Consider the following 24,808-nt stretch of genomic DNA (forward strand, 5'->3'; position numbering starts at 1 on the left):
AAGGCCGCCAAGCTAATACTTGACGGCCTTTTTGCCATTTAAGCGAATGCGCTTAGATTAGCGAGTCCACACCCAATCTTCGATGTGCTTAGGATCGACACCGTGTACTTTGATGTAGTTATTGTGGTCAACAAGACGCTGCAACATATCGGTGGTGATTTCAACATGCTGTGGCTCGTCGATAACACCTTGTTGGAACAACTTGTAAGCCATATCAATCACTAGGTGGAAACGAGAAGTACCATTACGAACACCCATATCGAATGGAGTAGTAGTAGAACCTTCTTCTTCGTAACCTTTAATACGGAAACGCTTACAGCCTTTGTAATCAAAGATAAGTTTCTTAATGGTGTTCGGGTAACCGTGGTAGTTGAATACGACACCTTTATCTTCGGTGAATACTTCGTCCATTAACCAAGGCTGAGCTTGGAACTCTAAGCTACCTAAACCGCTAGACGTTAGCTCAGTTACACTCACGAAACGAACTCGAACGCGTGGCAGCATTTCACGGATAAGGACTAGTGCAGCCATAGACTCTTGAGTTACATAGTCACCACAAGCCGCGAGTATCACATCTGGATTGTCGTCAGACGCAAAGTCCCAAACCATTACACCGTCTTTAGCTTGCTTACGAGCTTCATCTAGGTTCAGCCATTGAGGAAGTTCTTTTTTACCAGCAACTAGAATGTTCATCTTGTCACGGTCAGCGTAAGCGGTTTCTGTGTATACCAAGGTGCTGTTTGCATCAGCAGGTAGGTATGCAGAAATGATCTTAGGGTGTTTCTCTAGCATCGCACCTAAGAACGATGGGTTTTGGTGAGAGTAACCGTTGTGATCTTGACGCTCTAATAGTGAAGACAATACAACGTTGCAAGATGGCAAAGGCTTACGGAAGTGAACACCTTGGCTTGCATAAACGTATTTACAGTATTGGTCAGCCATAGAAGAGATAACTTGTGAGAAAGACTCATAAGTTGGGAACATACCGTGACGACCGGTTACTGTGTAGCCGTGAAGCATACCGAACAATAGGTTTTCAGAAAGCAGTTCAAGTACACGACCATCACGAGCCATGTCTTTATCCCACTCTTCGATAGGCCACTGCCATGCACGATCCGTCTCTTCGAATACCGCTTGAAGCTGGTTAGAGTAGGTTTCGTCAGGGCTGAAGATACGAAGGTTACGTTGATCGCGGTTTAGCTTGAACGCTTCACGCATCCATTCACCCATCTTGTTCATAGAGAAGCCGCGATGACCACGTGGAACTTCTGGACCATAAGCAAGTTTGTTTAGGTCTGGGTTGTTCAGTGCACGAACTACTTCACCACCGTAGCTAAGGTGTTGGCGACCGCAGCATAGTTCTTTTGGTGGAAGTAAAGACTGAATGTCTTTATCGAAAGTTAAATGACCATGTGCATCTTGCTTATATAGCTCATCGAATTTGTAGCTTGCTAACCAACCATCTAATGCTTCAAGATGCTCTTTGTTAGTCGCACACTTGTTAACGATAACTTGGTGAGAGTCACAGTTGCCTTCAAGCTTGTTGCCGTTGTCTTCAGAAACACCAGTCCAACCTTTAGCTGTACGCATTAGAATGACAGGCCAGCGTGGTTTTTCTACATCTTCACCGTTGCGAGCACGAGTTTGAACGTCATTGATGATTTCATATGCTTTATCCATAGCGTCAGCCATAGTTACATACACATCACCTTCTTCTTGATCGTCAACAATGATTGGGTGATAACCAAGACCACGGAATTCAAGATCTAGCTCTTCGTGGCTCATACGACCCATACGAGTAGGACCAGAAATCTTATAACCGTTGATGTGAACGATAGGAAGCACCGCACCATCAGTCGCTGGGTTGATAAGACGGTTTGCATACCAAGATGCCGCTAGAGGACCCGTTTCTGCTTCACCATCACCAACCAATACCGTTGCGATTAGGTTAGGGTTGTCTAGAACCGCACCGAAACCAACCGATAGAGAGTAACCTAGCTCACCACCTTCAAGAATTTGACCAGGAGCTTCTGGGTTAGCGTGTGAAGGGTAACCGTATGCCGCTGAAAATTTCTTACAGATATCGACGATGCCGTCTTCGTTGTAAGGAATGATGTCTGGGTAATAATGACTTAAAGAGCCTTCGATGAATAAGTTAGCTTGAACCGCTGGAAAACCGTGGCCTGGGCCGACTAAGTATAAGAAAGGACGTTGATTTTTAACAATAAGACGATTTACATGTGCATAAACAAAGTTAATGCCTGGGCATGTTCCCCAGTGACCTAAAAGCCTTGGTTTAATATCACCATGTTCAAGGGGTCTTTTATGTAAGACGTTCTTTTTTAGATAAATTTGAGATGTTGCTAGAAAGTTCGATGCTCTTACTAATTTTTTTAGAGCAGTAATTTCTCTTGCTTGGGTCATGTTAGCCTCACTGGAGCAAACTAGAAGTAATACAACTAAAATCTGTGGCTATGATATTTGTAATTTAGTTACAAAAATGTGCTTTATATCCAACTTTTAATTATTACGATGAAAATAATTAAAAACTTTTTACTTATCTCTCACATTTGAAAGTTTTGATTTTGGCAGGACTGTGAGGATGGAGTAATGCCGAGAGCTATCCCTTGTGTGAAAACCGACTTTAGCTTATTCAATATCCAGATTCGAGGTGAAATCGTTGTATAAAGCAACAAATGTGAGGTGGATCACGACAAGTGAGTTAATGCCTTTTAGTAATAAAAAATGCTAGTGAACCGATTTTATTTGAATTCAAGTGTTGAAGGCCAAAAGTGAGGGAAATCACGACGACCCAGCGGAGAAGTGAGAGCTAGATCTAAGGTCATTTTGAGTATGGCTCTTTTTTTAGTAAGCTATGGGGCTTTGATGTAATACAAGGTAGAGATTGGATGCTAGAAACCATTATTGATTTCTTGAACGGATTATTGTGGGGCAAACTATTAGTTTACGCCCTTGTGGGAGCTGGTGTTTATTTCACCTTAGGTCTTAAATTAATTCAATTGACAGAGTTTAAGCACTCTATTCACTTAATGAAGATCAGCCGCGATAAAGCGAAAGGTGGCCTTTCTTCTTTCCAAGTATTTTGTACCTCTATGGCTGCTCGTGTTGGTGCAGGTAATATGGCCGGCGTCGCTGTTGCGATTGGTGCTGGTGGCCCTGGAGCCGTCTTTTGGATGTGGTTGATTGCTGTGTTAGGTATGGCTACAGCCATGATCGAAGGCACATTAGCACAAGTCTATAAAGTTCGAGATGATGAAGGTGAGTTCCGTGGTGGTCCTGCTTATTATATGGAAAGAGGGCTAGGTCAGCGTTGGATGGGCATTTTATTCTCTATCTTGTTGATCATTGCATTCGGTTTAGTGTTTAGCGCCGTACAAGCAAATACTATCAGCTCTGCCATTAGCAGCATTTATCATGTTGGTGATCTTTGGACGGGCATAATTATAGTGATTGCAACTGCATTTGTGATCATGGGCGGTATGCGTAAAGTAGCCAGAGTATCTGAACTACTTGTACCTATTATGGCAGTTGCTTATGTGGCTGTAGCCTTTGTTATTGTCTTTATGAATGTGACCGAGCTACCTCGTATCTTCATGCTTGTGATTAAAAGTGCACTTGGTTGGCAAGAAGTTGCTGCTGGTGGTGTTGCTTATGCGGTTTCACAGGCTATGCAAGCAGGTATTGCACGTGGTTTGTTTTCTAACGAAGCGGGTATGGGTAGTGCAGCTAACATTGCAGCTAGTGCAACACCAAACCCAAATCATCCAGCATCGCAAGGTTATATACAGATGCTTGGTGTGTTCATCGACACCATCGTGATTTGTACTGCAACAGCTGCAATTATTCTGCTAGCAGGGGATATTCCTGCGGGTAAAGATGGTATTGCAGTCACTATTGAAGCCTTGAATACTCACATTGGCAGCTTTGGTAGCTTATTTTTCGCCTTCGCAATTTTACTGTTCTGCTTTACTTCTATTATTGCTAATTATTCTTACGCTGAGACCAATATCCTATTTATCGCAAAGCACGGTAAGCTTTGGGTTAACCTATTAAAACTAGCAGTATTAGGTATGGTCATGTTTGGCTCTCTCGCTAAAATTAGCCTAGTGTGGAATTTAGCGGATGTTGCAATGGGATTGATGGCATTAGTCAACTTGTCAGCACTACTATTATTATCAGGCATTGCTTTTAAAGTGATCAAGGATTACCGCCAACAAGTGAAGTCTGGAATTGAGCCTGAATTTGATCCAAATAAATTCCCTGAGCTTGCTAAAGAGCTTAATGACGACATTTGGCAACCATCGAAAACCCAATCGGTCAAGGAATAGATATGTTGATATTAGTGTCTCCAGCCAAAACACTGGATATGGAAAACTCTGCTACAACCACTGAATTCACTCAGCCTGTATTGCTTGAGCAAAGTGCTGAACTTATTAATATATGCAAAGAACTGACTCCAGCTGATATCGCCAGTTTAATGAAAGTAAGTGACAAAATTGCCGGGTTAAATGCTGCAAGATTTGCTGAGTGGCAACCAGAGTTCAACCTCAATAATGCTAAGCAAGCTTTGTTTGCGTTTAGAGGTGACGTTTATACAGGGTTAGACGCGGATTCTTTGTCTTCTGCTTCATTACAAAAAGCACAATCTAGCTTGCGTATGCTTTCAGGATTATACGGCATACTTAAACCGTTAGATTTAATGCAAGCGTATCGCTTAGAAATGGGTACAAAACTATCAAATGCTCGTGGAACTAATCTATATCAATTTTGGGGTGACATTATTACAGAGCAGTTAAACCAAGAGCTCAGTGATGATGACTTGGTTGTGAACCTTGCTTCTAATGAATATTTTAAAGCGGTTAAGCCTAAATTGTTAAAAGGTGAGTTAATTACTCCTGAATTTAAGGATTTTAAGTCAGGTAAGTATAAAGTGATTAGCTTCTACGCTAAAAAAGCAAGAGGCATGATGGCTCGTTTTATTATTGAAAATGACATTAAGACCCGCGATCAACTAGAAACTTTTGATGTGGCTGGTTATTACTACAGTAAAGAACAATCCACTTATGCTAAGCCTGTCTTCTTAAGAGAAGAGCAATAACCCTTATTGACACCTGCAGCTACAACGGCTGCTGGTGTTTTATCTCTCAGCCCTACATTAATTCGAATTAATCATAGAAACTTACTTCCCAAGTAGAATGTCAGCTATAAATAACAACTTACAGAAAAGAGGTTTTTATGGCTGTCAATCAAGTACCCAATGAAAAATCATGGCTTTTGCCGAACCAAGGCATTCAACATGTTGAGCAGGTTTCATCAATTGAAGTAAGTGGCAAACCAATGCTACAAGCTGATTCAAAAACAATCTCTAGGTTAGGACAGCAGGATAAGTTTCAACTTGAAGTCAGGTCGCCTGATGACCATGTCGTTACTTTATTCTGTGAAAGAAAAAAAGGGTGGACTAGTAGTGGTCACCCTAAATGGAGATGTACAAACCTAGAAGAACAAACTTGTTGTTTCATATCAAGAGATGCTAACCCAAAAATTACTGCTGCGGTAAAAGATAGTTTAATGTCTAGAAAACCATTACATCTATTTGCCGCAGTGATCAACGGTGATAAAAATGATGTTCAAGACCAATTAGCTTTACCTATAAACCTTGCAGTTAAAACTAATTTTTCAAATTTTGGTCCAGATGTTCGCGGTGATGCGAAAGTAAGATTGTCCTACTGCCCTGATTATTTCCCTTGTGGTGGCATAAGTCGTTATTACCCAGATTATATCTGTGATGGTCAGTCACCGCTGCATCTGGCCGTTATAGCGAAGCGCTCAGAGCTTATTTCTACACTGGTTGCAGGAGGAGCGGCTCTTGAATTGGAGAATGGTTCAAAGCTCACGCCACTCGAAATGGCAGTCATGTCAGGAAGGACTGCAGAAGCCCAAGTCTTAATTAAAGAGGGCGCTGTTACTCAAGGCCGAACCTTGCTTAATAAAGCTTTAGCAGCAGCTCATTTATCGTATACTCATTCGACAGTTTTAGCTGAATCATTGCTTGCCAATGGAGCAAAATTGGACGAGCAAGACAGTAATCAACGTACTACGCTACTCAATAGGATCATAGCTGGTGATGAAAAAGGGATCATTTTTGCTTTACAAAAGGGAGCCAGTTTAGGTATATGCGATAAAAATAGACATAATGCATTATCAGCAATGGTGAAAAGTAAACAGCGCGTTCAATACCTTAATCTTGTTTTTACTCATTGCAATATTCAAGGCCAACAAATTAACAGTGAACCGTTTAAAAGAGCATTCGAATTTGCTGCTAGGTGTGGCTATTGCAATGCACTGCAGATTCTTATCGATAAAGGAATAGAGCAAACAGAATTGCCAAATGAACCATTTCCTAGCAAAGAACTTATGGCTGCAGCAGAAAACGGAGTTGATGATGCCTGTCAACTTCTGTTAAGGGATTGGTTTAGCAAGCACCCTGGAATGAAATTAAATACTCTTAAATCCACACAAGCTAAGGTTAAGTTTGAAAAATTAATACACCGAGCAGAGATGGGAAAATCATGGTCTACTTATCTTTCATCTAATAAAGATGTTGGAGAACCCGCGCTCCCTAAAAAAATATTTAATTAGTAGCACAGTAAATAAGCAAGTGGGTATTTGAATTAAAAAATTGAATCTCACTTTTAGGCATAAAAAAACCGGCTAACGCCGGTTTTTTAATGAACTAACAAAAATTAAGCTGCAAGAGCTTTGATTTTTGCGTTTAAGCGAGCCTTATGACGAGCTGCTTTGTTCTTGTGGATTAAACCTTTAGTTGCCATACGGTCAACGATAGGTTGTGCTGCATTGAAAGCTTCAGTTGCAGCAGCGTGATCGCCAGCTTTGATAGCAGCGATAACTTTTTTAAGATAAGTGCGTAGCATAGAGCGACGGCTTGCGTTGTGTTGACGACGCTTTTCAGATTGAATCGCGCGTTTCTTTGCAGACTTGCTATTAGCCAAGGTGCAACTCCTAAAACTGGATTTGATACTTTATTAAGGCCGAGGAATATGCCCGATCATCGTTGAAATGTCAATGCTAAAGACACACAAAAACGATCAAATCCGAATGGATTTGGCGCTCATCAACCTAGCTCGTGTAAAATGTGGCGCAATTCTACCAGCTAATTACGGTCTGAGCGATAGTTTTTTGCTAAAAAGAGGGAAAAATATCGTTCTGCCAAATCTAGACTATAACTAGCTGTAATTAACGATTAATATTGAACATTATCCGTGATAACGCATCGATTTATTCCCACGCTTTTTTGGAGACACCTTGAGTAAAAGATTATTAAAATCCGGTATTGTTGTTAGTGTTATGACCTTGATTTCTCGCGTGCTAGGGTTAGTTCGCGACGTCGTGATTGCAAACCTTGTTGGGGCTGGTACAAGTGCCGATGTGTTCTTTTTTGCCAATCGTATTCCTAATTTTTTACGCCGTTTATTTGCTGAAGGAGCATTTAATCAGGCATTTGTTCCTGTATTAACTGAGTACCAAGAAACCAAATCACAGCAAGAAACAAGAGAGTTGATTTCTAAAGTGGCTGGCACTTTAGGGTTAATCATTACCATTGTTACTTTTTTGGCCATGATAGGTTCTCCTGTCGTTGCGGCGTTATTTGGTGCAGGCTGGTTTTGGGATTGGGTGAATGATGGTCCTAATGCAGGTAAATATGAACTTGCATCGTTAATGCTGAAAATTACCTTTCCTTATCTTTGGTTTATTACTTTTACTGCTTTAGCGGGTTCAATATTAAACACGAAAGGACGATTCGCCGTTTCTGCGTTTACGCCAGTATTCCTCAATATTGCTATGATAGCAGCTGCGATTTGGATATCTCCTAAAATGGAACAACCGGAGGTTGGTTTAGCAATAGGTGTGTTTTTCGGCGGTTTGATTCAATTTTTATTTCAAATCCCATTTTTATACAAAGAAAAGGCACTGGTTAAACCAAGTTGGGGGTGGAAACATCCTGGGGTGGTTAAAATTCGCACTCTAATGATTCCAGCATTATTTGGTGTGTCTGTAAGTCAGATAAACCTGTTGTTTGACACCTTTATTGCTAGTTTTTTGATCACAGGCTCCATCAGTTGGTTGTATTATTCTGACCGATTACTTGAATTTCCGCTGGGTTTGTTCGGAATTGCTATCGCAACTGTCATTTTACCAGCTTTGTCCAAAAAACATATTAATAATGAAGGTGCTGGTTTTAGCCATACCATGGATTTTGGCGTCAAATTCATCTTAATGTTGGGAGTTCCGGCAATGGTGGGGTTGATCCTGTTAGCTAAACCTATGCTTATGGTGTTATTCATGCGAGGGGAGTTTGATTATTTTGATGTAACTCAAGCCTCATACTCTCTTATTGCATATGGAACAGGCCTTTTAAGTTTTATGATGGTTAAGGTGTTAGCGCCGGGTTATTACTCTCGACAAGATACCAAAACCCCTGTTCGTTACGGTATTGTAGCCATGGTAAGTAACATGGGCCTAAACATAATTTTTGCTGTGCCATTTGGTTATGTGGGATTAGCTGTAGCGACGTCTTTTTCAGCTCTTTTAAACGCAAGCCTACTTTACTATGGTTTGCATAAAGCTGAGGTATATCAATTTAACCGCTCAACATTAATCTATTTTGTGAAAATCCTTGTAGCTGCTGCTGTCATGGGGACTGTTTTATACCATTTGGATTTGGTTACAGATGCTTGGCTAAATCAAAGCTTTTCTGAACGGTCAGGTTATTTAGCCTTACTTATAGGCGCAGGGGCAATAAGTTATTTAATAAGCCTACTGTGTCTTGGTGTTAAACCATGGCGCTTGAAACCTGAATTAGATAGCTGACTCTGATCATCACTTCGTTTATACTTTTGCAAATTAGCGTGCAATAACAGCTTAGTAATGGAATTAATACGCGGGATCCACAATATTTTGCCTTCTCATCGCGGTTGTGTACTCACAATTGGGAATTTTGATGGCGTTCACAGAGGGCATGCCAAGGTTATAGAAAGCTTACGAGAAAAAGCTGAACACTTTGGTTTACCTGCTACAGTGATGACTTTTGAACCTCAACCTCAGGAGCTGTTTAAAGGTGAAAATGCGCCAGCTCGATTAAGTTTGCTTAGAGATAAAGTGATTCTCCTTGATGAACTGGGCATTGACCGTGTATTGTGCGTGAACTTCAATCAAAAATTTGCTCAGATGCCAGCCGAAGACTTCATCAAAGAACTCTTAGTGAAAAAGTTAGGCATAAAATATTTGGTTGTAGGTGATGATTTTTGCTTTGGTGCTAAGCGCCAAGGTAACTTCAAAATGCTGTGTGAAGCGGGTGAAAAATATGGCTTTGCTGTGGTCAGTACCGAAAGTTTTATGCTTGGTCATCTTCGTGTTAGCTCCACAGCCATTCGAGAAACTCTATCTCAGGGTAATTTTGAATCAGCAAGACGTATGCTTGGGCATCCGTATTTGATTAGTGGTCGTGTTGCACACGGTCAAAAATTAGGTAGAACCATTGGTTTTCCAACGGCAAATATTGCATTAAAGCGCAATGTTGTTCCTGTGCGAGGCGTATTTGCTGTTCGCTGTTTTTGGCAAGACAGCGATGTGTATGAAGGTGTGGCTAACGTTGGTTTCAGACCAACGGTTAATGGTCAACAATGCCAATTAGAAGTCCATTTATTTGATTTTGATGGTGACCTTTATGGTCAATATATTGAAGTTGAATTGGTGGCAAAGATTCGAGATGAGCGACCATTTGAGTCGCTTGAAAGCTTGAAAAAACAAATTTTGAATGATGCGAATGAAGCAAAAGCTTTGTTCAGTAATGACGCTGGATAAATCCAGTAATATTAACGGTATGGGATCAATGAGCGACTATAAATCTACATTGAATTTGCCTGAAACGGCGTTTCCAATGCGAGGAAACTTGGCTAATCGTGAGCCAGAAATGTTAAAGCGTTGGGATGAAGATAAACTTTATCAAGCAATTCGTGAAAGCCGCCAAGGCTGTAAGCCATTCATTTTGCATGATGGCCCTCCTTATGCCAATGGCAATATTCATATTGGTCACTCAGTTAATAAGATCCTAAAAGATATTATTATCAAATCTAAGACCTTGTCTGGTTTTGACGCACCTTATATTCCAGGTTGGGACTGTCACGGTCTACCTATTGAGCTTAAAGTTGAGCAAAAAGTGGGTAAGCCTGGTCATAAAGTTTCGGTTGCTGAGTTTCGTGAAGAATGCCGTAAATATGCAGCAAAACAAGTTGACGGACAGCGCGATGACTTTATCCGTCTAGGCGTATTTGGTGATTGGCAAAACCCATACCTAACCATGGATTTCAGCACTGAAGCCAACATTATTCGTTCGCTTTCTAAGGTGATTGATAACGGCCACCTGCATAAAGGTGTGAAACCGGTTCATTGGTGTACGGATTGTGGTTCTGCACTTGCAGAAGCAGAAGTTGAATATGAAGATAAAAATTCACCAGCAATTGATGTTGCGTTTAAAGCTGTCGATGTAGAAGCTGTTACTGCCAAATTTGGTGTGAGTGGTTATAGCCATTCAGTATCAACAGTTATTTGGACAACAACGCCTTGGACTTTACCTGCGAACCGTGCTGTAGCGTTAAGTGCTGACTTAGAATATGCCTTAGTTGAGTTCACTAAAGATGGCGCGACTCAAGCATTAGTGCTTGGTGGTGTGCTAGTTGAAGACTGCATGAATCGTTTTGGTGCAGAAAGTCATCAAGTGCTTGGTACTGTTAAAGGCGCTGAGTTAGAACACGTTCGTTTCTCGCATCCATTTTATGATTACGATGTACCTGCAATCTTAGGTGATCACGTAACCACTGATGCAGGTACTGGTGTGGTTCATACCGCTCCGGGTCACGGTCAAGAAGATTTCGTGGTAGGTCAGCAATATGGCTTAGAAGTTGCCAACCCAGTGGGCGATAACGGTGTTTATAAAGCGGATACCGAAATCTTTGCTGGTCAGCATGTATTTAAAGCAAACAAAGCGATTGTTGAATTATTGGAAGAGAAGCAAGTACTTCTTAACCATGAAAGCATTCGTCACAGCTACCCGCATTGCTGGCGCCATAAAACACCAATCATTTTCCGTGCGACACCGCAGTGGTTCGTGTCAATGGACAACAATGGCTTGCGTTCAACTTCACTTAATGAAATTGAAAAAACGCAGTGGATCCCAGATTGGGGACAAAGCCGTATTGAAAAGATGGTAGAGAACCGTCCTGACTGGTGTATCTCTCGTCAACGTACTTGGGGTGTTCCGATTGCGTTATTTGTTCATAAAGAAACGGACGAATTGCATCCAGACAGCGTTTCTTTGATGCAACGTGTTGCTCATAAAGTTGAACAGCAAGGCATTCAAGCTTGGTTTGATTTAGAAGCTCAAGAGCTTCTAGGTGATGAAGCCGACCAATACCGTAAGATCACTGATACGTTAGATGTTTGGTATGACTCTGGTTCAACTTTCTCATCTGTTGTAGCTAATCGTCCAGAGTTCAACGGAGCTGAAGTCGATCTTTACCTTGAAGGTAGTGACCAACACCGTGGCTGGTTTATGTCATCACTGATGATCTCAACAGCGATGAATGGTAAAGCACCGTATAAGCAAGTACTAACACACGGTTTCACTGTAGATGGACAAGGTCGAAAGATGTCTAAGTCTATCGGGAACGTGATTTCTCCTCAACATGTGACTGGTAAATTGGGTGCAGACATTCTGCGTCTTTGGGTTGCTGCGACTGACTACAGTGGTGAAATGACGGTTTCTGATGAAATCTTAAAACGCAGTGCCGATGCGTACCGTCGTATTCGTAATACGGGTCGTTTCTTACTGGCAAATTTAAGTGGCTTCAACCCTGAAACTGACTTGGTTGACGTTAAAGATATGGTAGCGCTAGACCGTTGGGTTGTTCGTCGTGCACACGCTCTGCAAGAAGAAATTCTTGCGGCTTACGACGAGTATCACTTCCATGTAGTGACTCAAAAACTGATGCAGTTCTGCTCAGTTGAATTAGGTAGCTTCTACTTAGATATTATTAAAGATCGCCAGTACACAGCGAAAACCGAAGGTCATGCTCGTCGTAGTTGTCAATCGGCACTTTACTTAATTTCAGAAGCGCTCGTTCGTTGGATTGCACCAATTCTAAGCTTCACTGCTGATGAAATTTGGCAGTTACTACCGGGTGAGCGTGATAAGTATGTATTCACTCAGCATTGGTATGACGGTCTTGAGTCAGTAGTTACAGAGAACGATTTGAGTGACGAGTACTGGCAACAGTTGCTAACGGTTCGTAACGAAGTGAACCGCGTACTTGAGCAAGCACGTCGTGATAAGACGATTGGTGGTTCACTAGAAGCTGAAGTGACGTTATTTGCCAGTGATGAATTAATCGAGCAACTAAAACAAATTGATGATGAGCTACGATTCGTGCTGCTGACATCAAAGGTAACCGTTTCTCCATTGGCTCAAGCTCCTGCTGATGCTACGGTAACTGAGCTTGAATCACTTAAATTATCCATTGCTAAAAGTGCAGGCTCAAAATGTGAGCGTTGCTGGCATTTCAGTGATGATATCGGACAAACTGAGCAGCACCCAGGTTTGTGTCAACGCTGTGTGACTAACATTGAAGGTGAAGGCGAAGTACGCAAGTTCGCATAAGCTAGTATGAAAATAGTAGGCTCTAGGTTCTAAATCCTAGCTCTAAGAAAAAGCAAAGGCATAGATGCTTTTGCTTTTTCTTTACCTAGAACCTAAACAAAAGGAATATTTTATGCCAACAGATTGGAAACAAAGTGGACTGAAATGGTACTGGATTGTGCCAGTCGTTATTCTTCTTGATCAGCTGTCGAAGCAGTGGGTTCTTGCTAACTTTAAGCTTTATGAATCCATCGAACTGCTACCAATATTCAATTTCACTTATGTTCGCAATTATGGCGCAGCGTTCAGTTTTTTGCATGATGCCAGCGGCTGGCAGGTTTGGTTTTTTTCTGCGATAGCAATAGGCATCAGTGTTCTACTGACATTCTGGCTTCGAAAAGAAGCGGTGACTCAATGGCGTTTAAACCTAGCCTTTACCTTAGTGATTGGTGGCGCGATTGGAAACTTGATTGATCGTCTGATCCACGGTTTTGTTGTTGACTTCTTAGACTTTTATTGGGGAACCAGCCACTTCCCTGCATTTAACATTGCTGACTCTGCTATTTGTATTGGAGCTGGCTTACTTATTTTAGACTCGTTTGTTAATAACGATTCAGAGAAAAAATCATAAAAAGAGGGAATACCAGTGACACAAGCATCTTACATTTGTCATATGGAAATCTTATTAGAAGATGGCTCAACTGCGGATAGCACTAGAGCTTCAGGTAAACCTGCTCGTTTAAACTTAGGTGATAATAGCCTTAGTCCCGCATTTGAAGCAGAGTTATCAGGATTGACTCAGGGTGATAAACATCAATTTACTCTGGAAGCTAAAGATGCCTTTGGTGAGTCAAACCCTGATGCAATCCATTACATGGATAAAACTCGCTTTCCAGCAGATATGACGTTGGAAGAAGGGGTTATCGTTAGCTTCGCAGGCCCAGGTGGCAGTGAAATACCTGGTATGGTTCGTGAGGTTGCTGGTGATTCAGTTACTGTCGATTTGAATCATCCGTTAGCAGGGCACAAAGTCACTTTTGATATTGAAGTGATGGAAGTTCTGTAACTCAATTTATTTGAGCTAATCCGCGATTGAATATAGGTTGCGATAAAAGGAGCAATATTGCTCCTCTAAACTGTTTTTCCGCATTAATCCAAATTCAGCTTTTAAACAAAGCTCAGAAAAATCTGAACGAGCTTCAAATGAAGGTTAATTAAAAATTACCTAACAAACGGTAATAATTTGTTTAGAATAAGCCTCATTGATCTAGATATTTTTAGAATTTTATTCAGGTAACAATATGCCAACAGCAAGTGAACAGGCTAAAAAAATAGATATCCAACAAATAGAAGACTCCGGTGATGTGCAAATTATGTTGGCTAATCCTCGTGGTTTTTGTGCTGGCGTAGACAGAGCCATCAGTATTGTTGAACGTGCATTAGAGTTATTTGAACCACCGATTTATGTTCGTCACGAAGTGGTGCACAACAGATATGTCGTAGAAGACCTTAAGAGTCGAGGTGCAATTTTTGTTGAAGAGCTTGATCAAGTGCCAGACGATTGTATTGTGATTTTCAGTGCCCATGGTGTTTCACAAGCCGTTCGAGGCGAAGCTAAGCGTCGTGGTTTAAAAGTGTTTGATGCCACTTGTCCGCTGGTAACTAAAGTCCATTTACAAGTAACAAGAGCAAGCCGTAAAGGCATTGAATGCATTCTTATCGGTCATGCTGGTCACCCAGAAGTTGAAGGGACTATGGGGCAATACAGTAATGATGAAGGTGGCGTGTATCTAGTTGAGTCGGTGGAAGACGTTGCCAAAATGCAAGTTAAACGCCCAGACGAATTATGCTTTGTTACCCAAACAACCCTGTCAGTAGATGAAACCATTGATATCATTGAAGCTCTAAAAGCAAAATACCCTTCAATCGAGGGCCCTCGTAAAGATGATATTTGCTACGCAACTCAAAACCGTCAAGATGCAGTGAGACACTTATCACCTAATGCAGATCTTATGGTAGTTGTTGGTTCCAAGAATAGCTCTAACTCTAATCGCTTACGAGAGTTAGCAGAAAAAACTGGAACCGAAGCTTATTTGGTTGATGATCCAAAAGACGTTAAAGCAGAATGGTTTCAAAATGTAACTAAAGTGGCCGTAACCGCAGGTGCATCAGCTCCGGAAGTTTTAGTTCAGCAAGTCGTTGATGCAATAAGCTATTTTGCGCCTAATTCGATTTCAGAAATCGTAGGCCGAGAAGAAGATACCGTGTTTGCGGTTCCGGCAGAATTGCGTTAATCATCGATTACCTTTAAAGAAAAAGCCTGCAACATTTAGCAGGCTTTTTTCGTTGATAATTCATTTTTAACATATATATCACTTTTATTTCCTCTTGTATTTAACAATGTTGTTAAGTAGGTATAATGTCGATCAAATCGCTAAGCGTGCTCTGGCATATAAAGCCGTTGTAAAATTTGTGACACGGCTAATCGGTGCCAAAGATATAATATGTAGCAATTATGATATATATGGCCTAAAATCGAGGCCCTAGAACTCAATAACTAACGGTTTTTATTGAATAAAATCATGAGATTGATGTCAATAAAATGACTATTTATGGAGATTTGACGCAAATGAAGTGCAAAGAAAAAGGACTTTCACTTATCGAAGTTCTAATATCACTGGTTATTCTGGTGATAGGGCTTATTGGCGTCTTTAATCTTCATCTCATCTCCAAACAGGGCAGTTTTGAATCCTTCCAGCAAACACAAGCTGCATATCTAGCTCACGACATTATTAACCGCATGAAATCTAATTCATCACAATTAGATGGTTACAAAGGCACATACTCAAGTGTGCCAGCCACTGCTGCGAAACTGTGTAATGATGACACGGCTCCATGCTCCGCCGAAGAAATGCGGATATCGAATTTATATCATTGGCGAAAATCGTTAATGGGGCAAAATGAGATGGATGATAAAACTCCAGTAGGAGGTTTGGATACACCTACAGCTTGCATTGACGTGAACGATGAAAAGGTTGATATCGTTATTTCATGGAAAGGCATTCGACCAACCAGTGATGGGGCAGCAGGAAGCAAATGCGGTAAGGCGGGAGATAAACGTCGTCAATATAAGGTGACAACCTATATCAGGAGTAGTGTATGAGTTATAGTTCTGAGAAAGGTCGCTCAATAAATGCTCAAGTAGGCTTTTCTTTGGTTGAGCTGATGGTTGCTATGGTGATTAGCCTCTTCCTCACGCTTGGACTATTTACCATGTTTCGCATGTCATCTACCAACGTTACTACCACTTCACACTTTAACGGCTTACAAGAAAACGGCCGTATTGCGCTAACATTGATGGAAAAAGACCTCAGTCAAACCGCATTTATGGGGGACATGACTGGTGAGCGTTTGGTCGCGAAATCGAATACTCAAGTTCTTGCGAATGCTTTGAATAAGAATAATGACTGTATCGGTGCTGGTTCAAATAATGCGAGTTTACCCATTGACAATCCATCACCTTTTCGACTCATTTGGGGCTATGAGGATGGAGTTGGCTCAGAGTCATTCAGGTGCTTACAGGCAACAGGCAACCCAGTAGTTAAAAACACCGATGTATTGCAAATAAAGAGAGTTTTGGGGCCTGATCTAGAACGTATTAATACAAATATTGATAACCGTTATTACCTAGCAACAAATTCAAACGAAGCGATTTTTTTCAAAGGTGATCAAGATGCAGATAGACCGGACGATCCTACATTGAGGTTCTGGGAATTTGCTCATCATATTTATTTCATCAAAGAAAACGACGATATTCCAACTCTGCATCGTCGCAGGCTTGTTGGATTTAATATGAATGGAAATGGTGGCGGTGATCAACAGCTGGTGCAAGGAATCGAAAATATGCGGATATTGTATGGTATTGATACCGACTTTGATAATAATGCCGATTTATTTTTGCCCGCCGCTAACGTCACCGACTTAATGTGGAGTGGTGCCGGTGATGATCGGATTATCGCTTTGCAAGTTCATTTACTAGTACGCTCAATAGATGAAGATCCAAGTTATACCAACAATGTTGAGTATCAGTTGGGTGATAAAAAAATAAATGCCTTGAACGATCATTATCGGCGTAAGGTGGTGATGACAACAATTTCTCTGGATAACCTTATGGTTAACAGAAATTCAGAATAAGGACATTCATTATGAATAAGCAAAAAGGCGTGGTTTTATTTTTTGCAATGATAGTGTTGTTATTGATGACCATTATTGGCGTATCGTTAGCTATGAATTCAACTCAGTCTTTAAGGATGGCTGGGGCAGGAACAGACCGAATGGAAGCATTAAGCCTGACTCAGGGTGCACAAGAGTTAGTAATTACGACTTACAGTGGAAAAAAAGAATTAACCGATTTAGCTGCAGAGAAGATAATAACAGTACCAGGGTTACCTACCAGCACTACAGGTCCTACTATAAAAGTAACAGCCACACCTCTCGAAAAACTAGATGTAGGTTGTGGTCGACAAAGAAATGCTAGTTCGAACAATAATATTAGTTGCCGTAGAGTAGAAATTAGTTCTGAATCGAAATACGGAAGAGATAAACTCGGTCGATTAGTTATCGTATCTGGAATTAGGCAAGAAGTGCTAACAGGGAGTTGATTATGTATAAAAAAATTCTACTTGGAGCAAGCATCGCCGTTTCTTGTATTTCAGCAGTAAGTTTTGCTGATGATACAGAATTATATATCGCTGAATCGAGTGCAAGATCGGGAGCTCGACCAAAGGTTTTAGTCATATTCGATACCTCTGGTAGTATGCGCAGCCAGCAATATACAAGGTCTTTTTACCCAAGGTCAGACTCAGTATCAGGCTCAACTAAACTTTATTTCTCTACAGATGGCAGTGTGCCGACTGTAGGTAGCAATAAATTCATTACGCATTCAATTAACTCATGTGCAACATCTGAGAGCTATCTCAATCAATATGGTCTGTATACAGGATATTTTAGAGAATATAAAAGATCTTCAAATATCGGTAGCTGGGAAGAGATGCCTAATGGTGCAGGTTCAGACATTGAAATCATCGACTGCTTTGAAGATATTGATAACAAAAACTCAGGCAATGGTGGGCTTTCAAATGGTTTTCCTGTTGACGGTGAAGGTACTATTGATGCGCCAATAAAATATCATTTTGTAAGCGACACACCGACTGATGCAGAATTAAATACAGCTATTGAACGTTCAAAACTCACAGAGTTTGGTATCGGCAAGCCAGTAACTTTATATACTGAAAACTATGTGAATTGGTATCATGAGAGCTCACCCAGTTTTCAGTATATCTCTCGGATGAATATCGCAAAAAGAGTTATTGAAGACACGATAGTGACAACGCCTGCTGTGGATTTTGGTATAGCGGCATTCAATCACAACTTTGACTTTATAACGCCACCGCAACATGGAAGTAGGATTGTACAAGGAATTGATACAAACACAGATTCAACAAAAGATAAGCTACTAAGCCTCGTTGCTGATTTAAGCGCTGATGGAGGTACACCATTATGTGAAAGTTTATTAGAAGCCTATAGATATCTTGCTGGAAAAGAAGTCGTTTATGGGTTGCAGAACACCAATCCACATACCTCGAGACCTTTTTTATTACCGGCACGAGATGAAAGTATAGAGGAGGGTGGAAAGTATAAATCACCATTCGCTGACTCCGCTTGTGGTGGCTCGTCTGCGATCATTGTGATCACTGATGGCGCTCCAACTTATGATGTTCACGCAAATGCAGATGTTATTGCTTTAACAGGTGCAACAGAAACGGACAAAGTTCAAGAAAATTATATGCCCGCTCTAGCAGGCTGGATGAGTGCTAATGACGTAAACACTAGCGTTCAAGGTACACAAACAGTACGAACGTTCACGATTGGATTTAGTTCAGGTGCACATAGTGCTGCACCAGTCTTGAGTGCTACTGCTCAACGAGGGAACGGACAATATTTCTCAGCCTTGGACAGCGTGCAACTACAAGAAGCTTTACGCCAGACAGTAAACGAAATTCTAACCAGTAGTTCAAGTTTTACCTCCCCATCTATTGCCAGTAACAACTTTGATAGAACGCAAACTCACGATTCTGTCTATTACGCGATGTTTTCACCCAAAAAAGGCGCTCGCTGGCTAGGTAATTTAAAAAAGTTCAAGGTAAGCGGCAACGGAGTTGTTAAGGACAGTAAAGGCAAAAATGCGATAGGAGCTGATGGTAATATCGACGCAACATCTTGCTCATTTTGGACCGATTGCGGTGATGGCGCAGATGGTAATGAAGTATCAGCAGGCGGGATATTACAAATGCTTCAAGGTACCTCATCCAGAAACATATACAGTAATCTTCAAGCCGGATTAAAGCCACTCACTAAATCAAACGCAGAATCAAAAGCTGGAAGTTCAAGTCAATTAGCTACTCACATTGGAGTGGCTGAAAGCCAAATTGATAATATTCTCCAATGGGCTAAAGGCAAAGATGTGGATGATGAAGATGGTGATGGCAGTACAACTGATAATCGAATAGATATTTTAGGCGATCCGCTGCATTCCAAGCCGCTAGCCATCGATTTTGGTTCAAGTACTGGTGCTGACAATATACGAATTTTAATGGGTACCAATCACGGTATGTTGCATATGTTCAAAGATTCAGGCACTGAAGTTCAAGAATCTTGGGCATTTCTACCTTATGAATTACTTCCTAACTTACCAGAGTTAAGAGCTAATGTACCTACAGGGGTTCACTCGGTATATGGAATTGACAGCTCTCCTGTCGCTTATATCCAACGTTCTGCCACAGGAATTCAAAAAGCGTGGGTATTTGTTGGTATGAGGCGAGGTGGAGGTGCTTACTATGCACTTGATATAACAAGCCCTGACTCACCGAAGTTTTTATGGAAAATGGACTCAAGTACGTTAGGTGTGAATGAACTTGGCCAAACGTGGTCTCAGCCGGTAGTCACTCGTGTTCCAGGTCATGGGGGCAGCGGGAGCGATGCTAAACCTGTGCTTATCTTTGGTGCTGGTTATGCTCCAGCAACTAAAGATGGTACTGGCGTAGGGCAAAACGATACTAAAGGCCGCGGGGTATTCATTGTAGACGCTGAAACTGGGGCATTAGTACATTATTTTGGTCATGGTGCGTCAGGCTCAAAACAAACGTTAATTCCGGGGATTACCGACAGTATCCCTAATTCAGTTGCCGTCTTGGATAGTGATGGTGATGGATTAACCGATCGCCTATATGCGACCGATACTGGTGGTAATGTATGGCGAATGGATATGCCTTCATCGGACACCTCAAAATGGACGGCATTTAAATTTGCGGATTTAGGTGGAAGCCTACAATCAACAGATATACGTTTTTTCTCAGCCCCAACAGTGGCGCAGACTGTCATAACCAATGTAGAAGAAGTAGATGTTGAAGGTAAAACTGATAAGCAAATAATAAAGATGGACGTACCTTATGATGCGGTGGTTGTTGGTTCTGGTAGTAGGCCGAGTCCATTAGATACGTCAAGAAGTGATATGTTTTTTACCTTACAAGATAGGAATATCAACACTAAATCTTTCGATGGTTCTACAGATGACAACAAAGTTCCAGATGCATTAATGCTTAATGATCTATTCGATGTAACAACAGCGCCTACTAATAACGATGCAACAAACTTATTATTTAGTGCCAAAAGAGGTTGGTATTACGATTTTAAAGGAAATGGCGAAAAAAGTTTGTCAGCCGCAAGTATCGTTAACGGTAAGGTTTTTTTCACTTCTTTTGTACCAGGGGATAGTTCATCGAATCAATGCTTGGTAGGCGGTGTTGGTCGTTTATATGGATTTGACCTTCATCGTGGGGCAAGGGCCTATAAATCAGAATATTATGAAATGAGCCAAAGGGTACCTGACACACCACAGTTGGTTGTACCACCAAATGGCGATAAGCAAAGTTATATGTACTTGATTGGTATCGGCTCCGCTGGAGAAAAGATGGAACTCATTGATGACAAGAAAAATGGATGCGCTAAAGGCGATAATCGTTGTGTCGGAGGAGGGCCTAAAGCCAGCCGCATTTACTACCATGTTGTAGAGTAATCATGGAGATTAATGGCTTAGTTTCAGTGGCTTTGCATAAATTATGAGAATTATAAAAGGATTTACTCTTATTGAGTTAATGATAACGGTAGCGATCATCGGGATTTTATCCTCTATCGCGTACCCTTCATATGTCCAGTATATCGCAACCGCTGCAAGAGGGGATGCATTAGCCGGGCTAGTGCATGTGGCTAACTTAGAAGAGCAATATTATTTAGACCATCGTAGCTTCACCCCAGATATGAAAAAGCTAGGGTTAAATGCTGATCCATACGTTGTTGAAAATAAGTACTACAAAGTTGATGCAACCATACCAACAGGTGGAGGCAGTTATACATTGACGGCAACGGCTCAAGGGAGTCAAGTAAGCAGAGATCCGAAATGTAAGAGCATCACACTAAAATCAACCGGTGAAAGAGCGCCAGAGGAGTGCTGGAAATGAAAAAATTATTATTGATAGCATCAGTCATCTTAATCAGCTCATCGGTCCATGCTACCGGTTATACCGATTACAAGTGTTATTTAGATACGACACATGGTAAGCAGCTCGTTTTGTTTAGCTTTAAAACTGGAGATGCCTCCAAACGCTTAGCCAATTTACCAGCAAAAAAGCTGACTATTGATGGAATTAAAGGTATCTATGTAAAAGATGTTATTGAATGTGTAAAAGAATCAGAAAAGTTCAGGAACTCTAACGCTCAAAAGCTAGATAAACAATTAGTAAGATAAGCTTTGAGTGTTAGGTTGTCTCGAATTATCTAAATACCCATCAAACTCAGCCAAGTACCAACCTCTTTGATAACTTACTAAGATACTGTTACTTAATTATCGTCATACCTGCGCAGGCAGGTATCCAGAGACTTTCACCAAACAAGAAAAAGCCACTGACATCAATCAGTGGCTTTAAACAAAAAGAACTAAAATTAATTCATTAATGCTTCATAGCTTCATGTTCAGCAGTTACAGCCATCTCTTCTTCAACCGCTTTTTCTAAAGTATGATCGTGAGAATCTTCTGCGCCATGCATCCAATCAACTAGCTTATCAGCCATAAAATAAAGCAAGATGGCAGCTGTAACAGCTGTAATAGCAATACCGGCGAAGATAGACATCGCGTTTGCAAGTTGCTCTTCTTTAGCGCCAGCGTGGCCAATGAATGAACCTACAACACCACCAATCTTATTAGCCATAGCGATAAATAGGAACCAAGCACCCATCATCAAAGAAGCTAAACGCAGAGGAGCAAGTTTAGTCACCATTGAAAGACCAATTGGAGAAAGGCAAAGTTCACCAATCGTATGGAAGAAGTACGCACCAACAAGCCACCACATGGAAGACTTAACGGTTGGGTCACCACCCATCTCAACAACAGCACCCATCATAAATAGGAAGCCGACAGCTAAGAAGAATAGACCCATAGCGAATTTAACAGGAGAGTTTGGTTCACTCTTGCCCATGCGTACCCAGATAGAGGCAATTACCGGAGCAAATATAACGATGAACATCGCGTTTAAAGATTGGAACCAAGTTGTAGGAACTTCCCAGCTGCCAATCATACGGTCAGTAAAGTCGTTGGTAAACAAGTTCATCAAGCCACCAGCTTGCTCGAAACCTGCCCAGAATACGATAGTGAACAGACCCATTACCATGATCACTTTAATGCGGTCACGCTCAATCTTCGTAAGAGGTTCTTTACGAACTTGGCCGGCGGCTTCATTTCGCTCTTTTTCTAGTTTTGCAGCTGGAACGGTACCAATGTTACCAAGTAGTTTTTGTGCAAATACCATTTGGATGATAAGAGAAAGTACCATACCAATACCAGCAGCTAAAAATCCTACTTGATAGTTACCGTCATAGTAAGCAACAACTGAGCCTACAACAATACCTGATAAGAATGCACCAACGTTGATACCCATATAGAAGATAGTAAATGCACCATCACGGCGGTGATCACCTTCTTCATATAAGTCACCAACCATGGTAGAAATGTTTGGCTTAAATAGACCGTTACCGATGATCAAGGTAAATAAACCAAGATAGAAAACCTCAGTTTCCATACCTGGAAGCCACGAATGTGGTAACGCCAAAGTAAATTGACCAAGTGCCATCAACGCACCACCAATCATGATGGTTTTACGCTGACCAAGGAAGTTATCGGCAATCCAACCACCGATAAGTGGTGTTAGGTAAACAAGACCCGTAAATGTACCATATAAAGAAATTGCATCAGCTTGAGTCCAGCCAAGGCCATGACCACCCTCTGATTTTACTTTATCAACAAGATAAAGTACCAAAATTGCACGCATCGCGTAGTAACTGAACCGTTCCCACAGCTCAGTGGTGAACAATAGAAACAGCCCTTTTGGGTGTCCCATAATCGTTCCCTGAGGTTTAGTAACACTCATTATTTATCCCACCTATAAAAGAATTTTTCGGTCATCAGCAAATTGCAAGATGAACCAATTTTAATTTTTATGAATTATCCGTGCTATATATACCTTTTATAAAGCATCAAAGTCAAACGACGGGCGCACTTGAGGGAACTATATACCTGTATTCAGGTCACAGAAATGGATATAAATGAAGCATTAAAAGGGGTTAATCTTGCTACCGAAAATAGTCTAACAAGATAGGAATTTAAATACGGTTTTAAAAGTAGTAGACCTTGGTTTTTCGTGGAGAAAACAGAACAGAGGGAAGTTGGCTATAAATTGAGATAAATAAGTAAATTTTAAACAGGATCAAAAGGCATTACGGTCAGCTATTGTAGAGTACACAATCTATTTGAATCATTTTTTAATCGGTTGTTTGTCATGCTTCCAAAAAAATGGCAAAACTACTTTTAATCAAAGCGAATTGTTTGTAGTATCGCTTGCCGTGATAGAGGATGTCGCAGAAACATCGAGATAGGAATAAACCAAATGAAAGGTTGGTATTTAGTTTACTGTAAGCCCAAAAGTGAAATGCGGGCAAAACATAATCTTGAAATGCAAGGGATAGAAACTTATCTGCCTATGCACTTAGAAACTAAAAAGAACCGTTCAGGAAGTAAGGATGTGGTTCATTCCCCGCTTTTTCCAAATTACATTTTCATTTATTTTGACCCAAGTGTAACCTCAGTAAGAAGTATTCATTCGACTCGTGGTGTTAGCCAAATCGTAGATTGTAGCTATGATATGTCTCCTATCGATCCCCATTTGATTGATGTAATAAAAGTAAAAGTTGCCAAATTAAACAATCAACCCTTGGAAGACGATGTATTCAAAAAGGGAGATAAAATCATTCTAAATGAAGGCGCTTTCTCTCAAATTGAAGGTGTATTTGAAGAACAATCAGGCGAAAAACGTTGCTTTGTTTTACTTAAAATTTTAGGGCAACAGAAAAAAGTAGAGGTATCTACTGCGTCAGTAGAAAAAGTTTCAGTATAAACTGGATTTTGTGGTGCATTTCAGAGACGTGAAGATCTAAGTTTGATAGAATCTCACGCTTAAATTTGAAAATTAACTAAGCATACTCATGTGTATTCGCGATGAAAATATACATGAGTATTCTTAGTTTAAGAAAAACAATTAGTTAGCAAGTAGATGGCAAGTTGGGAGCCGAAACCTATGGGCGGTAGCGTGCCCGAAGGGCAAAAGAGTGAAAAGTTTCACTCTTTTAGCTACCGCCGAAGCGCCACTGGCGCGCCACGCGGGTCGGTAGTGTGCGACACTTGAAAAGTGTCTTCTTAGATTCCTACAGGTAAACGAAGTAACGGCAGTTGTGTATGTCGGCAAAAGAGTGAAAAGTTTCACTCTTTTAGCTACCGCCGAAGCGCCTCTGGCGCGCCACGCGGGTCGGTAGTGTGCGGCATGCGAAGCATGGCTATTTTGGCTGTGTTTGTTTAGAAGATGTGAATTAAAAGTTTCACTCTTTTAGCTACCGCCGAAGCGCCTCTGGCAT

19 protein-coding genes are annotated in these 24,808 nt (G+C 41.1%); 16 read left to right on the plus strand and 3 right to left on the minus strand.

The window, feature by feature from the left end:
* Positions 1–57 precede the first annotated feature (57 nt).
* Entirely contained in the window at positions 58–2,424 is a 2,367-nt protein-coding gene (locus AC1EU0_RS16400) for a phosphoketolase family protein (RefSeq protein ID WP_480303643.1), read from the minus strand.
* A 485-nt stretch (positions 2,425–2,909) separates the two neighbouring features.
* Between AC1EU0_RS16400 and AC1EU0_RS16405 the strand changes: the two genes are divergently transcribed.
* From AC1EU0_RS16405 to AC1EU0_RS16415, 3 genes are all read left to right on the plus strand, one after another.
* Entirely contained in the window at positions 2,910–4,349 is a 1,440-nt protein-coding gene (locus AC1EU0_RS16405) for an alanine/glycine:cation symporter family protein (RefSeq protein ID WP_480303644.1), read from the plus strand.
* Between the two features lie 2 nt (positions 4,350–4,351).
* On the plus strand, positions 4,352–5,119 hold the full coding sequence (gene yaaA, locus AC1EU0_RS16410) for a peroxide stress protein YaaA (protein WP_480303645.1): 768 nt from the start codon (positions 4,352–4,354) through the stop codon (positions 5,117–5,119).
* A gap of 137 nt (positions 5,120–5,256) precedes the next feature.
* A complete protein-coding gene (locus tag AC1EU0_RS16415; RefSeq protein ID WP_480303646.1) occupies positions 5,257–6,660 on the plus strand; it encodes an ankyrin repeat domain-containing protein in 1,404 nt (467 codons plus the stop codon).
* A gap of 104 nt (positions 6,661–6,764) precedes the next feature.
* On the opposite strand, the gene rpsT is transcribed toward AC1EU0_RS16415, so the two are convergent.
* Positions 6,765–7,031: a 30S ribosomal protein S20 gene (gene rpsT / locus AC1EU0_RS16420; RefSeq protein WP_121837256.1), complete on the minus strand. Its 267-nt coding sequence runs from the start codon at positions 7,029–7,031 to the stop codon at positions 6,765–6,767.
* A 313-nt stretch (positions 7,032–7,344) separates the two neighbouring features.
* Here rpsT and murJ point away from each other — a divergent pair, with 313 nt between their 5' ends.
* The 12 genes from murJ (at position 7,345) to AC1EU0_RS16480 (ending at position 21,596) form a co-directional block, all read left to right on the plus strand.
* Positions 7,345–8,910, plus strand: a complete 1,566-nt coding sequence (gene murJ, locus AC1EU0_RS16425; RefSeq protein WP_480303647.1) for a murein biosynthesis integral membrane protein MurJ — start codon at positions 7,345–7,347, stop codon at positions 8,908–8,910.
* A gap of 57 nt (positions 8,911–8,967) precedes the next feature.
* Positions 8,968–9,903, plus strand: coding sequence for a bifunctional riboflavin kinase/FAD synthetase (gene ribF / locus AC1EU0_RS16430; RefSeq protein ID WP_480303648.1), 936 nt, complete (start codon positions 8,968–8,970; stop codon positions 9,901–9,903).
* A 28-nt stretch (positions 9,904–9,931) separates the two neighbouring features.
* Positions 9,932–12,754, plus strand: coding sequence for an isoleucine--tRNA ligase (ileS, locus tag AC1EU0_RS16435; protein WP_480303660.1), 2,823 nt, complete (start codon positions 9,932–9,934; stop codon positions 12,752–12,754).
* A 112-nt stretch (positions 12,755–12,866) separates the two neighbouring features.
* Positions 12,867–13,364: a signal peptidase II gene (lspA, locus tag AC1EU0_RS16440; protein WP_133406227.1), complete on the plus strand. Its 498-nt coding sequence runs from the start codon at positions 12,867–12,869 to the stop codon at positions 13,362–13,364.
* Positions 13,365–13,373: 9 nt separating this feature from the next.
* Complete coding sequence (gene fkpB / locus AC1EU0_RS16445) at positions 13,374–13,799, plus strand: FKBP-type peptidyl-prolyl cis-trans isomerase (protein ID WP_480303661.1); 426 nt, start codon at positions 13,374–13,376, stop codon at positions 13,797–13,799.
* Between the two features lie 298 nt (positions 13,800–14,097).
* Complete coding sequence (gene ispH, locus AC1EU0_RS16450; protein ID WP_480303662.1) at positions 14,098–15,027, plus strand: 4-hydroxy-3-methylbut-2-enyl diphosphate reductase; 930 nt, start codon at positions 14,098–14,100, stop codon at positions 15,025–15,027.
* 335 nt (positions 15,028–15,362) lie between these two features.
* Complete coding sequence (gene pilV / locus AC1EU0_RS16455; RefSeq protein WP_480303649.1) at positions 15,363–15,896, plus strand: type IV pilus modification protein PilV; 534 nt, start codon at positions 15,363–15,365, stop codon at positions 15,894–15,896.
* Complete coding sequence (locus tag AC1EU0_RS16460; protein WP_480303650.1) at positions 15,893–16,927, plus strand: PilW family protein; 1,035 nt, start codon at positions 15,893–15,895, stop codon at positions 16,925–16,927. Before pilV ends, AC1EU0_RS16460 begins: the two co-directional genes overlap by 4 nt.
* 11 nt (positions 16,928–16,938) lie before the next feature.
* Complete coding sequence (locus AC1EU0_RS16465; RefSeq protein WP_480303651.1) at positions 16,939–17,394, plus strand: pilus assembly PilX family protein; 456 nt, start codon at positions 16,939–16,941, stop codon at positions 17,392–17,394.
* A 2-nt stretch (positions 17,395–17,396) separates the two neighbouring features.
* On the plus strand, positions 17,397–20,867 hold the full coding sequence (locus AC1EU0_RS16470) for a PilC/PilY family type IV pilus protein (RefSeq protein ID WP_480303652.1): 3,471 nt from the start codon (positions 17,397–17,399) through the stop codon (positions 20,865–20,867).
* Positions 20,868–20,910: 43 nt separating this feature from the next.
* Entirely contained in the window at positions 20,911–21,309 is a 399-nt protein-coding gene (locus tag AC1EU0_RS16475; RefSeq protein ID WP_480303653.1) for a type IV pilin protein, read from the plus strand.
* Positions 21,306–21,596 carry a TapY2 family type IVa secretion system protein gene (locus AC1EU0_RS16480; RefSeq protein WP_480303654.1) on the plus strand — a complete coding sequence of 97 codons (291 nt, stop codon included), beginning with the start codon at positions 21,306–21,308 and terminating at the stop codon, positions 21,594–21,596. Before AC1EU0_RS16475 ends, AC1EU0_RS16480 begins: the two co-directional genes overlap by 4 nt.
* Positions 21,597–21,798: 202 nt before the next feature.
* On the opposite strand, the gene AC1EU0_RS16485 is transcribed toward AC1EU0_RS16480, so the two are convergent.
* Complete coding sequence (locus tag AC1EU0_RS16485) at positions 21,799–23,271, minus strand: peptide MFS transporter (protein WP_480303655.1); 1,473 nt, start codon at positions 23,269–23,271, stop codon at positions 21,799–21,801.
* Positions 23,272–23,787: 516 nt separating this feature from the next.
* On the opposite strand from AC1EU0_RS16485, the gene rfaH reads away from it, so the two are divergent.
* Positions 23,788–24,294, plus strand: coding sequence for a transcription/translation regulatory transformer protein RfaH (gene rfaH, locus AC1EU0_RS16490; RefSeq protein WP_480303656.1), 507 nt, complete (start codon positions 23,788–23,790; stop codon positions 24,292–24,294).
* The last annotated feature ends 514 nt before the right edge of the window (positions 24,295–24,808 follow it).

The organism is Parashewanella sp. 2210YD4-3 (genome assembly GCF_056591735.1).